This window comes from Aeromonas sp. SG16 (assembly GCF_024436135.1).
In the GTDB taxonomy this organism is placed as follows: domain Bacteria; phylum Pseudomonadota; class Gammaproteobacteria; order Enterobacterales; family Aeromonadaceae; genus Aeromonas; species Aeromonas jandaei.
The window spans coordinates 1,222,685-1,238,573 of the sequence record NZ_JANFNW010000001.1; the positions used below are offsets into that span (position 1 = coordinate 1,222,685).

Below are 15,889 nucleotides of genomic sequence, written 5' to 3' on the forward strand. Positions count from 1 at the left end.
TCACAAAACAGGTTTCAGGGAAGTTGTATGGCGACCATTCATGTAGACGGTAAAGAGTACGAGGTAGACGGGGCAGATAACCTGCTGCAAGCCTGTCTGTCCCTCGGTCTGGACGTCCCCTATTTTTGCTGGCACCCGGCGCTTGGTAGCGTGGGAGCCTGCCGCCAGTGCGCGGTCAAACAGTATCAAAATGCCGATGACAAGCGTGGCCGTCTGGTGATGTCCTGCATGACACCGGCCACCGATGGCACCTATATCGCCATCGAAGATGAAGAGGCCAAGGAGTTTCGCAAGAGCGTGGTGGAGTGGCTGATGACCAACCACCCCCACGACTGTCCGGTGTGTGAAGAGGGTGGTGCCTGCCACCTGCAGGATATGACGGTGATGACCGGCCACAACAGCCGTCGCTACCGCTTCACCAAGCGCACCCACCAGAATCAGGATCTCGGCCCCTTCATCAGTCACGAGATGAACCGCTGCATCGCCTGCTACCGCTGCGTCCGTTACTACAAGGATTATGCCGGTGGCGAGGATCTTGGCGTCTACGGTGCCCACGACAACGTCTATTTCGGACGGGTTGAGGATGGCACTCTGGAGAGCGAATTCTCCGGCAACCTGGTGGAAGTCTGCCCTACCGGGGTTTTCACCGACAAGACTCACTCCGAGCGCTACAACCGCAAATGGGACATGCAGTTTGCCCCGAGCGTCTGCCAGCAATGTTCCGTGGGCTGCAACATCAGCCCGGGCGAACGTTATGGCGAACTGCGCCGTATCGAAAACCGCTTCCACGGCAGCCTCAACCACTACTTCCTCTGCGATCGCGGCCGCTTTGGCTATGGCTATGTCAACCTGGCCGACCGCCCGCGCCAACCGCTGCTGCGTGAAGGTAACGACAAGCTGGCCATCACGGTCGATGGAGCCCTCAACCGCGCCGCCGATGCCCTGCGCACCGCCAGCGGAGTGATCGGTATCGGTTCGCCCCGCGCGTCGCTGGAGAGCAACTTCGCGCTGCGCGAACTGGTGGGTGAAGAGAACTTCTATTGCGGCATGGAGCAGGCCGAGTGGGAATGCCAGCAGAAGATCCTGCAGATTTTGCAGCATGGCGGCGTATCAACACCAAGCCTGCGCGACATGGAAGAGGCCGATGCCATTCTGGTACTCGGCGAAGATGTCACCATGAGCGCAGCTCGAATTGCGCTGGCCCTGCGTCAAGCCGTCAAGGGCAAGGCTCGCGAGCTAGCTCGCAAAATGAAGGTCGACCTGTGGCAGGTTGCCGCGGTGCAGACTCTGGGCCAGAACGAGCGCTATCCGCTGCTCATCACCAGTCTCGACAACACCCGTCTCGATGATGTAGCTGCCGACAAACTGCAAGCGCCCTACGCCGATCAGGCGCGCCTTGGCTTTGCCATCGCCAACCTGCTCGACAATGCGGCACCAGCTATCACCGACCTCTCTGCCGAGCAGCAGGCTCAGGCTGCACGCTGGGCCGAACTGCTGGGCAATGCCAAAAAACCGCTCATCATCGCCGGCTCCAGCGCACGCAGCGTGGCGCTGGTTGAAGCAGCCAGCAACATTGCTCGAGCCCTGAAAGGGCGTGGTCTGGAAGCCAGCATCGCGCTGGTTGCCCAGGAGGCCAACTCGCTCGGTCTGGCCATGCTGGGTGGCAAGCCGCTGGAAGCTGCTTTCGAGCGCATCGAAGCGCAAGAAAAGCTGGCTCTGGTGACGTTGGAGAACGATCTTTATCGCCGTGCTCCGCGCAACCGAGTGGATGCAGTGCTGGCACGCCTGCAGCACCTGCTGGTCATCGATCATCAGGATACACAGACTGCACAAAAGGCAGATCTGATCCTGCCGGCCGCCAGCTTTGCCGAAGCCGATGGCACCCTGGTGAACATGGAAGGTCGCGCCCAGCGCTTCTTCCAGGTCTATGCCCCAGCCTTCTACAACGCCGATATTCAGGTGCGTGAAGGGTGGCGCTGGCTGGCGGCGCTGCAAGGAGCTCTTGAGCACACATCTCTGCGCTGGCAGAACTTCGACCAGATCAACCATGACTGCGCCACCAGCAATCCACTGCTGGCCACGATGCTTGAAGCAGCCCCCAACGCAGGCTTGCGCATCCGCGGCATGCGTCTGGCTCGTGAACCGCACCGCTACAGTGGCCGCACCTCCATGCTGGCCAACCAGAACGTCAGCGAACCACGGGTAGCTCAGGATCCGGACTCCCCCTTCAACTTCTCCATGGAAGGGTATGCCGGGGCCCGTCAACCGCTGCCGCAAGTACCGTTCGCCTGGGCACCGGGCTGGAACTCTCCTTCAGCCTGGAACAAGTTCCAGGATGAGGTGGGTGGCAAACTGCGCGCCGGTGATCCGGGTCGCCGTCTGCTGGAAGCAAGCGAAGATACCCTTGGCTGGTTTACTACCATCCCCTCCCCCTTCAAGGCAGAGGATGCGCTGCAAGTGGTCAACTATGTCCAGTTGTTTGGTGGCGAGGAGCTCTCCGCCCGCAGCCCGATCATCCAGACCCGGATGAACGGGCCCGAGCTGGTGCTGAATCCGGCCGATGCGCAGCGTCTGGCCCTGCATGCAGGCAATCAGGTCTCCTTCTCCTGGGGTGGCAGCCACTGGCAACTGCGTCTGCGTCTGAGCGAGCAGCTGGCGGCCGGTCTGGTCGGTCTGCCCCTTGGCGTCAACGGCCTGCCAACTGCGCTGCAACAGGCATATATCAATAACCTGCAGGAGGTCATTGCATGAGCGACTCGCTGATTGATCTGTTGCTGGAGGTCGGCAAGGCACTGCTCGTGCTGGTGGGGATCGTGGGGGCTGGCGCCTTCATGAGCTTCATCGAACGCCGCCTGCTGGCGCTGTGGCAGGATCGCTACGGCCCCAACCGGGTTGGCCCGTTCGGCCTGCTGCAGCTGGCGGCCGACATGGTCAAGATGTTCTTCAAGGAGGACTGGATCCCGCCGTTCGCCGATCGGCGGATCTTCATCCTAGCTCCCATCATCGCCTTCACCGCCTTTATTCTGGCGTTTGCGGTGGTGCCGATCAGCCCGACCTGGGGCGTGGCGGATCTCAACGTGGGTCTGCTTTACATCCTGGCCATAGCGGGGCTGGCGGTCTATGCGGTGCTGTTCGCCGGCTGGTCGAGCAACAACAAATACTCCCTGCTGGGTAGTCTGCGCGCCTCGGCCCAGACCCTCTCCTACGAGGTGTTCCTCGGCCTCTCCCTGATGGGAGTGGTGATCCAGACCGGCAGCTTCAACCTGCGCGACATCGTCGAGGCTCAGGCTGGTCTGTGGAACGTGGTCCCGCAGATCCTTGGCTTTGTCACCTTCCTGTTTGCCGGTGTGGCCGTCACCCACCGTCACCCGTTTGACCAGCCGGAAGCCGAGCAGGAACTCGCCGATGGCTATCACATCGAGTATGCGGGGATGAAATGGGGTCTCTTCTTCGTGGGCGAATATATCGGCATCGTGCTGATCTCCTCGCTCATCGTGACCCTCTTCTTTGGTGGCTGGCATGGTCCCTGGTTGCCCCCCTTCATCTGGTTTGCTCTGAAGACCGCCTGCTTCATGGTGTTCTTCATTCTGCTGCGGGCCTCCCTGCCTCGCCCGCGCTTTGACCAGGTGATGGCGTTTGGCTGGAAAGTCTGCTTGCCGCTGACCCTGCTGAATATGCTGGTCACCGCGGCAGTAGTGCTGATGAATGTGCAGTGAGGCACGAGATGAAAATTTTTAGCATTATCCAGGGTGTTGGCACCCAGTTACGCAGTCTGGCCATGGTCTTCTCCCATGCCTGGCGGCCTCGTGAAACCCTGAACTATCCGGAAGAGGCGGTCTATGTGCCGCCCCGCTACCGCGGCCGTATCGTGCTGACTCGCGATCCGGACGGTGACGAGCGCTGCGTGGCCTGCAACCTCTGCGCGGTCGCCTGCCCGGTCGGCTGTATCTCGCTGCAGAAATCCGAGCGGGAAGATGGTCGCTGGTACCCGGAATTCTTTCGCATCAACTTCTCCCGCTGCATCTTCTGCGGCTTGTGCGAAGAGGCTTGCCCCACCACCGCTATCCAGCTGACGCCGGATTTCGAAATGGGCGAGTATCGCCGCCAGGATCTGGTGTACGAGAAGGAAGACCTGCTGATCAGCGGGCCAGGCAAATACCCGGACTACAACTTCTATCGCATGAGCGGGATGGCCATCGACGGCAAACCGAAAGGGGAAGCCGAAAACGAAGCCAAACCCATCGATGTCAAGAGCCTGCTGCCCTGAGGAGTCAATCATGGAACTGGCATTTTATGCCTCGGCCCTGGTGGCCATTTACAGCACGCTGCGGGTGATCAGCACCAGCAATCCCATGCATGCGCTGCTCAATCTCATCATCTCCCTCATCGCCGTGGCCATGATCTTCTTCTGCCTGGGTGCCGCCTTTGCCGGCGCCCTGCAGGTGATCGTCTACGCAGGCGCCATCATGGTGCTGTTCGTGTTCGTGGTGATGATGCTGAACCTGGGTTCAGCACAGGCGCAGGAGAAAAACTGGCTCACCCCCATGACCTGGGTGGGGCCAGCCCTGCTCTCGCTGATCCTGCTGGGCTTCCTGGCCCATGGTATCCTCGGGGTGACCGGCGGCCTGCTCGGGGTGACCGACGTCACCGCCAAACAGGTGGGTGTCGAACTCTTTGGCCCCTATGTGCTGGCAGTGGAGCTTGCCTCCATCCTGCTGCTGGCGGGTCTGGTGACCGCATACCATCTGGGCCGGGAAGACAAGAGCGGCGAAGTGCTCTCCGTCCCCCGCAATCAATCACGTCCGTCACATGAAGGAGGTCAGCAATGAATGGAATCCCCATGGAGCACGGCCTCCTGCTGGCCGCGGTGCTCTTCTGCATCGGGTTATGCGGCCTGCTGATCCGTCGCAACCTGCTCTACATCCTGATGAGCATCGAAATCATGATGAATGCGTCGGCACTGGCATTTGTGGTTGCGGGTAGCCGCTGGGCTCAGGCCGATGGCCAGATCATGTACATACTGGTGATTTCTCTGGCAGCAGCGGAGGCCAGTATCGGCCTTGCCCTGTTACTGCTGCTCTATCGTCGTTACCACACCCTTAACGTGGATACTGTGAGCGAGATGCACGGATGAGCCTCTTATATCTGACTTTTCTATTTCCGCTGCTGGGGTGGCTGGTATTGGCCTTCTCCCTCGGCCGTCTGGGGGAGCGCACCTCGGCGCTGATCGGGGTGGGTTCCATTGGTCTCTCGGCGCTTACCACACTCTGGGTCGGCATGGACTTTCTGGCCAACCCGCCCGAGGGTGGCGTCTATATCCAGCACCTGTGGCAGTGGATGGCGGTAGGCCACTTCACCCCCACCTTCAGCCTGGCGCTCGATGGCCTGTCGCTGACCATGCTGGGCGTAGTGACCGGGGTGGGCTTCTTCATCCACCTGTTCGCCTCCTGGTACATGCGCGGTGAAGAGGGCTACTCCCGCTTCTTCACCTACACCAACCTCTTTATCGCCAGCATGCTGTTTCTGGTACTGGCCGATGACCTGCTGTTTGTCTACCTCGGCTGGGAAGGGGTGGGGCTGTGCAGCTACCTGCTGATCGGCTTCTACTACAAGGATCGCAACAATGGCGCGGCGGCCCTCAAGGCCTTCATCGTGACCCGTGTGGGTGACGTGTTCCTCGCCATCGGCCTGTTTATCCTTTATCGCGAACTGGGCACTCTCAATATTCACGAGCTGCTGGTTCGTGCGCCGACCATGTTTGCCGAAGGCTCCCCTGCCCTGTCACTCGCCTGCCTGATGCTGCTGGGCGGTGCGGTCGGTAAATCGGCCCAGCTGCCGCTGCAAACCTGGCTGGCAGATGCGATGGCAGGCCCGACGCCGGTCTCCGCGCTGATCCACGCGGCCACCATGGTGACCGCCGGTGTCTACCTGATTGCCCGTACCCACGGCCTGTTCCTGCTGGCACCGGAGATCCTCCATCTGGTCGGGCTGGTTGGCGCCATCACCCTGGTGCTGGCCGGTTTTGCCGCGCTGGTACAGACCGATATCAAGCGGATCCTTGCCTACTCCACCATGAGCCAGATTGGCTACATGTTCCTGGCGCTCGGTGTCGGTGCATGGGAAGGGGCCATCTTCCACCTGATGACCCACGCCTTCTTCAAGGCGCTGCTGTTCCTCTCCGCCGGTGCCGTTATCGTCGCGACCCATCACGAGCAGAACATCTTCAAGATGGGTGGCCTGCGCAAGAGTCTGCCGCTGGTCTATGCCTGCTTCCTGGTAGGTGGTTCGGCACTGGCCGCGCTGCCGCTGGTCACCTCCGGTTTCTACAGTAAGGACGCCATCCTGTGGCAAGTGGAAGCCTCTGGCCAAAGCGCTCTGCTGTGGGCCGGTCTGGTAGGGGCATTCCTCACCTCCCTCTACACCTTCCGACTGATCTTTATCGCCTTCCATGGCAAAGAGCAGACCAAAGCCCACGCAGGTCACGGCCTGGCTCACCATCTGCCGCTCTTGGTTCTGCTGGTGCTCTCCACCGGCATCGGGGCTCTTATCACCCCGCCACTGGCAGGTGTGCTGCCCGCAGGCCCGGGTGATCATATCGAAGAGGGTCGTCATGCACTGGAGATAACCTCCGGCATCATCGCCATTGCAGGGATCGCGCTGGCCGCGTTCCTCTTCCTTGGTGAGCGCCGTCTGGCCACATCCATTGCCAACAGCGCGCCCGGCCGTCTGCTCAGCACCCTCTGGTTCAACGCCTGGGGCTTTGACTGGCTCTACGACCAGCTGTGGGTCAAGCCCTATCTGCTGGCTACCCGTCTGGTCGGACAGGATCCGCTGGACTGGATGATGGGCCTGCCCGCCTGGTTCGCCCTGCGTGGCAACCAGCTGCTGGCCTGGACAGTCACCGGCAAGTTGCGCTGGTATGCCGCTTCCATGGGGATCGGTGCCGCACTGGTGCTGGCACTGCTGCTACTGGGGTAAACGCGATGAACAACACGAAAATCGTACAGCCGGGCTGTTTGCCGACCTTGATGGAACAGGGCGTGCAATCTCATATGAACTTGAACGAGAGCTGATACCGTGACCTTACTCTGGATCTTGTTAATTCCTTTCATCGGCGGCTTGCTCTGCTGGCAGATGGAGCGTCTCGGCGGGCAGTTTGTCCGCTGGGTTGCCCTCCTCTCCATGAGCGCCAGCCTGCTGCTCTCCTGTGCCATCTGGCTAAGTGGTGATTTCTCTCTTGCCACCACCGGCCTCGATAGCGCCGGCGTCACTGGTGCCGCTTCCCCATGGGCTGCCGAATGGCGTCTGCCCTGGATCCCCCGCTTCGGCATCTCCCTGCATCTGGCAGTGGATGGTTTGTCACTGCTGATGGTCATCCTCACCTGCTTTATCGGGGTACTGGCCATCCTCTGTTCGTGGAAAGAGATCGTGCAACGCATCGGCTTCTTCCACCTCAACCTGCTCTGGATCCTGGGTGGCGTGCTCGGCGTTTTTATGGCGCTGGACCTGTTCCTCTTCTTCTTCTTCTGGGAGATGATGCTGGTTCCCATGTACTTCCTGATTGCACTCTGGGGCCATTCGGTCACTGACGGCAAATCACGGATCAACGCGGCGACCAAGTTCTTCATCTACACCCAGGTGAGTGGCCTTATCATGCTGGTGGCCATCATCGGGCTGGTGCTGACCCACCAGCATGCTACCGGTGTATTCACCTTCAACTATCTGGATCTGCTCAATACCCCGATGAGCAAGAGTGTACAGTGGCTGCTGATGCTGGGCTTCTTCATCGCCTTCGCGGTCAAGATGCCACTGGTGCCGCTGCACGGCTGGCTGCCGGATGCCCATAGTCAGGCGCCGACAGCAGGCTCGGTGGACCTGGCCGGTATTTTGCTGAAAACCGCGGCCTATGGTCTGCTGCGCTTTGCCCTGCCCCTCTTCCCGGAGGCCTCCGCCGAATTTGCTCCCTACGCCATGGTGCTGGGTCTTGTCGGCATCGTGTATGGCGCCATCGTGGCCTTTGCCCAGACCGACATTAAACGGCTGGTGGCCTACACCAGCATCTCCCACATGGGTTTTGTGATGATCGCCATCTACTCGGGTAGCGAAGTGGCCCTGCAGGGTGCTGTGGTGCAGATGATCGCCCACGGTCTCTCCGCCGCCGGCCTCTTCATCCTCTGCGGTCAGCTCTACGAGCGCCTGCACACCCGCGACCTGCGCCAGATGGGTGGTCTGTGGGGACGCCTGCGCTATCTGCCGGGTGTGATGCTCTTCTTCTCGGTCGCCTCTCTGGGCATGCCGGGCACCGGCAACTTCGTCGGCGAGTTCCTGATCCTGATCGGCAGCTTCCAGGTCGCCCCGGTGATCACTGCGGTCGCTACCTTCGGTCTGGTGCTGGCCTCGGTCTACTCCCTCATCATGCTGCAGCGCGCCTGCTTTGGCCCGGCCAAGGACGAGAGCATCCTGAAAGGACTGGATCGCCGCGAACTGACCATGATGATGGTGATTGCGGGCCTGCTGGTTCTGCTTGGCCTCTATCCCCAACCCGTGATTGATACCGCCAGCAGCAGCCTCATCAACGTGCTGCACTGGTATCTGCTGCCAACTGCTGGAGCTCTGCAATGACTTTCTCCGCTTCCCAACTGCTGGCACTGCTTCCCCTGCTGCTGACCACCGGGGCCATGGCGGCCCTGATGCTGGCCATCGCGTGGCTCCGCTGTGTCACTACCGCCTTTACCGTCACCATCATTGGTCTCAATCTGGCGCTCTTCTCCCTGCCCATCGTGATGGCGCAAGGAGATCAGGGGGTCACCCCGCTGCTGCAAGTCGATGGCTATGCCGTCTTCTACATGGGATTGGTGCTGATTGGTGCGCTGGCAACCTGTACCTTCGGCCAGTCGTGGCTGAAAGCCTACCCGGATAACCGGGAAGAGTTCTTCCTGCTGCTGCTGATTGCCACTGCCGGTGGTCTGGTGCTGGCCTGCTCCCGCCACCTCGCCTCCCTCTTTATCGGGATCGAGATGCTGACCCTGCCGATGTTCGGTCTGGTCGGGTACGCCTACCGCGAGCGCCACTCGCTGGAAGCCGCGGTGAAGTACATGGTGCTCTCTGCCGCCGCCACCGCCTTCCTGCTGTTTGGTATGGCGCTGCTCTATGCCCAGGCTGGCAGCCTGAGCTTTGATGCCCTCGGGGTGACCATGGCCCAGAGCCCGGCTCACCATCCGCTGCTGATGGGTGGCCTCGGTCTGATGCTGGTCGGTTTTGCCTTCAAGCTCTCGCTGGCCCCCTTCCACCTCTGGACGCCGGATGTCTATGAAGGTGCACCGGCACCGGTCGCCACCTTCCTCGCCACCGTCAGCAAGGTCGCCGTGTTTGCCGTACTGCTGCGCTTCTATCTGGCCGTACCGGCTGCTGCCGATCCCATGATCCACTGGTTGCTGGCCGCCATGGCGTTCATCTCCATCCTCATCGGCAACCTGCTGGCACTGGTACAAAGCAACATCAAGCGGATGCTGGGCTACTCCTCCATCTCCCACTTTGGCTATCTGCTGGCGGTGATCGTGGCGAGCCGTATCGGCCAGATGCCGGTGGAAGCGGCCGGGGTCTACCTGCTGATGTATCTGTTCACCAGCCTTGGCGCCTTTGGCGTCGTCAGCATGATGTCTAGCCCCTATCGCGGCAAGGATGTGGACTCTCTGCACAGCTATCGCGGCCTGTTCTGGAAGCGTCCCTACCTGACCGCCGTACTGACCGTGATGATGCTCTCTCTGGCCGGTATCCCGATGACGCTCGGCTTCATCGGCAAGTTCTACCTCATCGGTGTGACTGTCGAGGCCCAGCTCTGGTGGCTCTCCGCCGCCATCATCCTGGGCAGTGCGTTGGGTCTCTACTACTACCTCCGAGTGATGGTGACCCTCTATCTGCGCGAGCCGGGCATGCAGCAACGCGATGCCAGCGCCAACTGGGCGCTCTCCTCCGGTGGTGTAGTCGTGCTGCTCTCGGCCGCTCTGGTGGTATTGCTCGGCCTCTACCCACAACCGGTCATCTCGCTGGTACAGGGTTTCCAGAACGTAGTTCTGCAATAATCCCCTTCTCCAAATCAAAACCGGCAGCCTTGGCTGCCGGTTTTTTTATCCTCATCCTTTCCCCCGAACCCATTTGCAGAGCATGGATCAACTCTCTCCCTCATCAACATACGCTGCGACAAAGCCATTGGCTGACTGGCCACCTCGCTTGCCTAACCCACTCAGTTGCTCCATAAAAAAACCGGCCAATTGGCCGGTTTCTGTTGTTACGCGTTAGCGCCATCTCTATTAACCCAGACGAACCCGGGCGTTGCGGAACATCCGCATCCAAGCACCGTCCTCACCCCAGTTGTCAGGGTGCCAGGAGTTGGCCACGGTGCGGAACACCCGCTCCGGATGCGGCATCATGATGGTGGCGCGACCGTCGGTAGTAGTCACTGCGGTGATGCCGTCCGGCGAGCCGTTCGGGTTGGCCGGGTACTGCTCGGTCACGCTGCCGCGGTTGTCGACAAAGCGCAGCCCTACCAGACCGCTCTGTTGCAGCGCTACCAGATGGGCGGCATCGCGCACCTCGACACGCCCTTCCCCGTGGGAGACGGCAATCGGCATCACCGAGCCCGCCATGCCGGCGAAGAATGCCGACGGTGACTCCTGTACCTGCACCAGACTGAAGCGAGCCTCGAAGCGCTCGGAGCGGTTGCGCACGAAGCGCGGCCACAGAGCGGCGCCCGGGATGAGATCCCGCAGGTTGGACATCATCTGACAACCGTTACACACGCCCAGCGACAAGGTATCGCCACGCTCGAAGAAGCGCTGGAACTGCTCACGAGCGTTGTCGTTGAACAGGATGGACTTGGCCCAGCCTTCGCCCGCCCCCAGCACATCGCCGTAGGAGAAGCCACCACAGGCCACCAGGGTCTGGAACTCCTCCAGCTTGATGCGACCGGAGAGGATGTCGCTCATATGGACGTCCACCGCCGCAAAGCCGGCGCGGTCAAACGCCGCCGCCATCTCCACGTGGGAGTTGACCCCCTGCTCGCGCAGCACCGCCAGACGGGGGGAGACCCCACGGACAATGTAAGGTGCTGCCACATCTTCGGCTGGATTGAAGCTGAGCTTGGCCTGCAGGCCCGGATCGGTGGCGTCCTGACGAGCAGCATGCTCCTGATCCGCGCACTCGGGGTTATCGCGCAGACGCTGCATCTGCCAGCTGGTCTCGCCCCAGATGGTACGCAGAGCAGTGCGGCTGGCGCGATAGACCTCCTGACCGGCCCGTTGCAGGGTGATGAGATCCCCCTCGCGCACCGTGCCGAGCACGTGAGAGCAAGCCGCCAGACCGTGACCGGCCAGCAGGGTCATCACCGCCTCTTTATCTTCACGGCGCACCTGAATGACGGCGCCCAGCTCCTCGTTAAACAGCGCAGGCAGCAGCTCGCCGCCGATGCGATCGAGCTGGATGTCGAGACCACAGTGACCGGCGAAGGCCATCTCCACCAGAGTGACGAACAGGCCGCCGTCAGAGCGGTCGTGATAGGCGATCAGTTTGCAATCAGCTACCAGTGCCTGAATGGCGTTGAAGAAGCCTTTGAGCTGGACCGGATTGTCGAGATCCGGCGCCTTGTCACCCAGCTGGCGATAGACCTGTGCCAGAGCGGAGGCACCGAGGCGCTGCTTGCCATTGCCAAGGTCGATGAGGATAAGGTCGGTCTCACCGAGATCGGTACGCAGCTGCGGCGTGACGGTGTTGCGCACATCCTCCACCCGGGCAAACGCCGAGATGAGCAGGGAGAGCGGCGAGGTGACGCTGCGCTCCTTGCCATCCTGCTGCCAGCGAGTCTTCATGGACATGGAGTCCTTGCCCACCGGGATGGTGATGCCAAGGGCCGGGCAGAGCTCCTCGCCCACCGCCTTGACCGCCTCATAGAGGCCGGCATCTTCGCCCGGGTGACCGGCGGCGGCCATCCAGTTGGCGGAGAGCTTGACCCGCTTGAGGGAACCGATGTGAGCCGGTGCCAGGTTGGTGAGTGCTTCCGCTACAGCCATGCGAGCAGAAGCAGCGTGGGAGAGCAGCGCCACCGGGGTGCGCTCGCCCATCGACATGGCTTCACCGTGGTAGCTGTCGTAGGTGGCAGCGGTGACGGCACAATCGGCAACCGGGACCTGCCAGGGGCCAACCATCTGGTCGCGATTGACCAGACCGGTCACGCTGCGATCGCCGATGGTGATAAGGAAGGACTTCTCCGCCACGGTCGGTAGACGCAGCACCCGCTCGGCCGCCTCGCCGAGGGTGATGCCATCGAGTTGGAGCGCTTTGCCTTGGGCAGGCAGGCTTGCAACATCGCGATGCATCTTGGGGGTCTTGCCCAGCAGCACATCCAGCGGCAAATCGATGGGGTGGTTGTCAAAATGCTGATCGGAGAGCGTCAGGTGCTTCTCTTCGGTGGCAGTACCGATGACGGCATAGGGTGCGCGCTCGCGCTCGCACAGCGCCTTGAACAGCGGCAGCTTCTCCCTGGCCACCGCCAGCACGTAACGCTCCTGGGATTCGTTGCACCAGATCTCGAGCGGGCTCATGCCCGGCTCGTCGTTCGGGATAGTGCGCAGGTCGAAGCGACCGCCGCGATCGCCGTCGCTCACCAGCTCCGGCATGGCGTTGGAGAGGCCACCTGCGCCCACGTCGTGAATGAAGACGATGGGGTTGTCGTCCCCCAGCTGCCAGCAGCGGTCAATCACCTCCTGACACCGGCGCTCCATCTCGGGGTTATCACGCTGCACCGAGGCAAAGTCGAGATCTTCGGCCGACTGGCCGGAAGCCATGGAGGAAGCCGCGCCGCCGCCCAGACCGATGTTCATTGCCGGGCCACCCAGCACGATGAGGGCCGCCCCGACCGGGATCTCCCCTTTCTGGACATGCTCGGAGCGGATATTGCCGATGCCGCCCGCCAGCATGATGGGTTTGTGGTAGCCACGCACCTCGACGCCGTTGTGGCTCGGCACCTCCTCTTCGAAGGTACGGAAATAACCAAGAATGGCTGGACGGCCGAATTCGTTGTTGAAGGCGGCGCCGCCGAGCGGCCCCTCCTGCATGATGTCAAACGCGCTGACGATGCGGCTCGGCTTGCCGAAATCCTGCTCCCATGGCTGCTCAAAGCCAGGGATGCGCAGGTTGGAGACGGAGAAACCGACCAGACCCGCCTTGGGCTTGGCACCGCGACCGGTTGCCCCCTCGTCGCGGATCTCGCCGCCTGAGCCGGTGGCCGCCCCCGGGAACGGGGAGATGGCAGTCGGGTGGTTGTGGGTCTCTACCTTCATCAGGATGTCGACTTGCTCCTGATGATACTGGTACTCGCCGCTGGCCGGGCTCGGGAAGAAGCGGCCACCCTGGCTCCCTTCCATCACGGCGGCGTTGTCTTTATAGGCAGAAAGGACATGATCCGGCGTCTGCTCGAAGGTGTTCTTGATCATCTTGAACAGCGACTTGGGCTGCTGTTCGCCATCGATGGTCCAGTCGGCATTGAAGATCTTGTGACGGCAGTGCTCGGAGTTCGCCTGGGCGAACATGTAGAGCTCGATGTCGTTGGGGTTGCGACCCAGCCTGGTGAAGTTCTCCACCAGATAGTCGATTTCGTCGTCGGCCAGCGCCAGACCGAGCGCCACGTTGGCTTCGGCCAGGGCTGCGCGACCACCGCCCAGCACATCCACCTGGGTGAAGGGACGAGGTTCGTGGTGAGCAAACAGGGCGCTCGCCGCTTCCATGTCGGCAAACACCGTATCCATCATGCGATCGTGCAGCACGGCCGCCACATCGGCGCGCTGGGCGGCGCTCAGCTCACCCTTGGCCTGCACGTAATAGGCAATGCCGCGCTCCAGCCGCTTGACCTTGTTCAGGCCGCAGTTGTGGGCGATGTCAGTTGCTTTGGAAGACCAGGGGGAGATAGTGCCGGGGCGGGGGGTAACGAGAAACAGCTGACCGCTGGGGGTGTGTTCGGGGATAGTCGGGCCGTAGCGCAGAAGCTGGCCCAAGGTCGCTCGCTCCGGGGGCGACAGCGGGCTCGAAAGCTCGGCAAAGTGCACGTATTCGGCATAGACATCCTCTATCTCTACTCCTCTCTCCTGTTTCATCTGCGCAAATCGCTGCAGCAGTTTTTGGACACGAAACTCAGACAGTGCAGGGGCACCACGCAAGATATCCATATGACCTTTCTCACCAAGTTTTGAAGTGGGGGGAATTGAGACGCGCGTATTATAGGGAGCTGGCTCACAGCGGACAAACGTTTTTCTCGTTTTGTGTAGTGTGACTCGGCGCACACTCTCTGGTATAAAGGTGCTTCTTTTTTGACAAATGCCGATTTTTTCAACAAAGGTACTCACCTACTTGCGCTGCATTTTTCGACTATTTATCGGTCTGACGTTGCTGCTGACCCTGGTCGGTTGTGACTTCTACACCCCCTCCAGCCAGCTGGAGCAGATCCGCCAACGGGGCGAGATCCGGGTTGGCACCATCTACGGCCCCACCTCCTATTACCAGCGTGACGACACCGCCCAGGGGTTCGATTACGAGCTGGCGAAAAACTATGCCGACTGGCTGGGGGTCAAACTCACCATAGTGCCGGTTAACAGTTCGGATGAACTGGTAAACCTGCTAAAGAAAGGCAAACTCGATCTGGCTGCGGCCGCCATCATGGTCACCCCGGAGCGGCGCCAGCTGTTTCGCTTCGGACCGGGCTTCTATCAGGTTTCCCCCAAACTGGTTTATCGCAACGGCAAACCAAAGCCGGACTCTCTCGATGATATCAAGGGCAAGCTGGTGGTGGCGGCCGGTTCGACCGGTGAAGATCTGCTCAAAGAGCTCAGCAAGACCAATCCTGACCTCAACTGGAGCGTCAGCAACAGCGCCGATCTGGAAGATCTGCTGAGACAGGTCGTCGAAGGCAAGATTGACTACACGGTGGTGCAGGATACTGTGCTGGCCCGCAGTCAGCGCTACTACCCGGAGCTCACCGAGGGGCTGACCCTGGCCCAGAAGCAGACCGTCGCCTGGGCCATGAGCAAGCTTCCCGACGACAGCCTCTATGCCAGCGTCATCGACTTTTTCGGCCAGCGCTTCATGGATGGTGCCATTGCCAAACTCGACGAGAAGTACTTCGGCCACGTGCAGAACTTCGATTTCGTCGATACCCGCACCTTCCTGCAGCGGGCCAAGAGCCTGCTGCCCAAGTACCAGTCGCTGTTCCAGAACCATGCCAAGAACATCGACTGGCGACTGCTGGCCGCCATCAGCTATCAGGAATCCCACTGGGATCCGCAGGCCCGCTCTTACACCGGTGTGCGCGGCATGATGATGCTGACCGAGCCCACCGCCAAGGCGATGGGGGTCAATGACCGGCTCCATCCGGAAGAGAGCATCAAGGGCGGAGCCCTCTATCTGCAGCAGATGATGGAGAAGGTGCCCGACTCGGTGCCTGATGACGAGAAGGTGTGGTTTGCCCTCACCGCCTACAACATTGGTTACGGCCACATGATGGATGCCCGTCGCCTCACCAAGGATCTGGGCAAGAACCCGGATGCCTGGGGCGACGTGAAAGAGGTGCTGCCGCTGCTGCAGCAGGCGCGCTGGCATCGCAAGGTGCGCTACGGCTATGCCCGTGGCGGCGAGGCGCGCAACTACGTCAACAACGTGCGCCAGTATTACCAGAGCCTGCTCTGGCTCGACAACGAGAAGCAACGAGCGCAACAGCGCGAAAACATCGACAACGCCAGCGAACCTGAGCTGGCAGAGCGCCCCACCGTCATCGCCGAGGTGGTCAATCAGATCACCATGCGCTAACAAATTATTATTCGGCTGTTTTCACGCAAACTTCTCTGTT

The 15,889-nt window shown here is 61.1% G+C and carries 10 protein-coding genes; 9 read left to right on the forward strand and 1 reads right to left on the reverse strand.

All coding sequences use genetic code 11. The features are described 5' to 3' along the window. The first annotated feature begins 27 nt into the window (after positions 1 to 27). The 8 genes from nuoG to nuoN all read left to right on the forward strand — a co-directional run bounded on the left by nuoG (position 28) and on the right by nuoN (position 10,082). A complete protein-coding gene (nuoG, locus tag NOM67_RS05525) occupies positions 28 to 2,751 on the forward strand; it encodes an NADH-quinone oxidoreductase subunit NuoG (protein WP_255934477.1) in 2,724 nt (907 codons plus the stop codon). Continuing rightward, positions 2,748 to 3,716 carry an NADH-quinone oxidoreductase subunit NuoH gene (nuoH, locus tag NOM67_RS05530; protein WP_033114522.1) on the forward strand — a complete coding sequence of 323 codons (969 nt, stop codon included), beginning with the start codon at positions 2,748 to 2,750 and terminating at the stop codon, positions 3,714 to 3,716. Before nuoG ends, nuoH begins: the two co-directional genes overlap by 4 nt. 8 nt (positions 3,717 to 3,724) lie before the next feature. Next, positions 3,725 to 4,267, forward strand: a complete 543-nt coding sequence (nuoI, locus tag NOM67_RS05535) for an NADH-quinone oxidoreductase subunit NuoI (protein WP_033114521.1) — start codon at positions 3,725 to 3,727, stop codon at positions 4,265 to 4,267. Between the two features lie 10 nt (positions 4,268 to 4,277). Beyond that, positions 4,278 to 4,829, forward strand: coding sequence for an NADH-quinone oxidoreductase subunit J (gene nuoJ, locus NOM67_RS05540; RefSeq protein ID WP_033114520.1), 552 nt, complete (start codon positions 4,278 to 4,280; stop codon positions 4,827 to 4,829). Next, complete coding sequence (gene nuoK, locus NOM67_RS05545) at positions 4,826 to 5,134, forward strand: NADH-quinone oxidoreductase subunit NuoK (protein ID WP_033114519.1); 309 nt, start codon at positions 4,826 to 4,828, stop codon at positions 5,132 to 5,134. Before nuoJ ends, nuoK begins: the two co-directional genes overlap by 4 nt. Beyond that, complete coding sequence (gene nuoL, locus NOM67_RS05550; RefSeq protein WP_124241258.1) at positions 5,131 to 6,978, forward strand: NADH-quinone oxidoreductase subunit L; 1,848 nt, start codon at positions 5,131 to 5,133, stop codon at positions 6,976 to 6,978. Before nuoK ends, nuoL begins: the two co-directional genes overlap by 4 nt. A 99-nt stretch (positions 6,979 to 7,077) precedes the next feature. Then, the gene (gene nuoM / locus NOM67_RS05555) at positions 7,078 to 8,622 is read left to right on the forward strand and encodes an NADH-quinone oxidoreductase subunit M (RefSeq protein WP_255934482.1); all 1,545 of its coding nucleotides are present in this window, start codon (positions 7,078 to 7,080) and stop codon (positions 8,620 to 8,622) included. Then, entirely contained in the window at positions 8,619 to 10,082 is a 1,464-nt protein-coding gene (gene nuoN, locus NOM67_RS05560; protein ID WP_255934484.1) for an NADH-quinone oxidoreductase subunit NuoN, read from the forward strand. Before nuoM ends, nuoN begins: the two co-directional genes overlap by 4 nt. Before the next feature lie 228 nt (positions 10,083 to 10,310). Here nuoN and purL read toward each other — a convergent pair whose 3' ends face one another. Next, positions 10,311 to 14,216: a phosphoribosylformylglycinamidine synthase gene (purL, locus tag NOM67_RS05565; RefSeq protein ID WP_255934486.1), complete on the reverse strand. Its 3,906-nt coding sequence runs from the start codon at positions 14,214 to 14,216 to the stop codon at positions 10,311 to 10,313. 148 nt (positions 14,217 to 14,364) lie between these two features. Between purL and mltF the strand changes: the two genes are divergently transcribed. Continuing rightward, complete coding sequence (mltF, locus tag NOM67_RS05570) at positions 14,365 to 15,849, forward strand: membrane-bound lytic murein transglycosylase MltF (RefSeq protein ID WP_041207429.1); 1,485 nt, start codon at positions 14,365 to 14,367, stop codon at positions 15,847 to 15,849. Positions 15,850 to 15,889 lie beyond the last annotated feature (40 nt).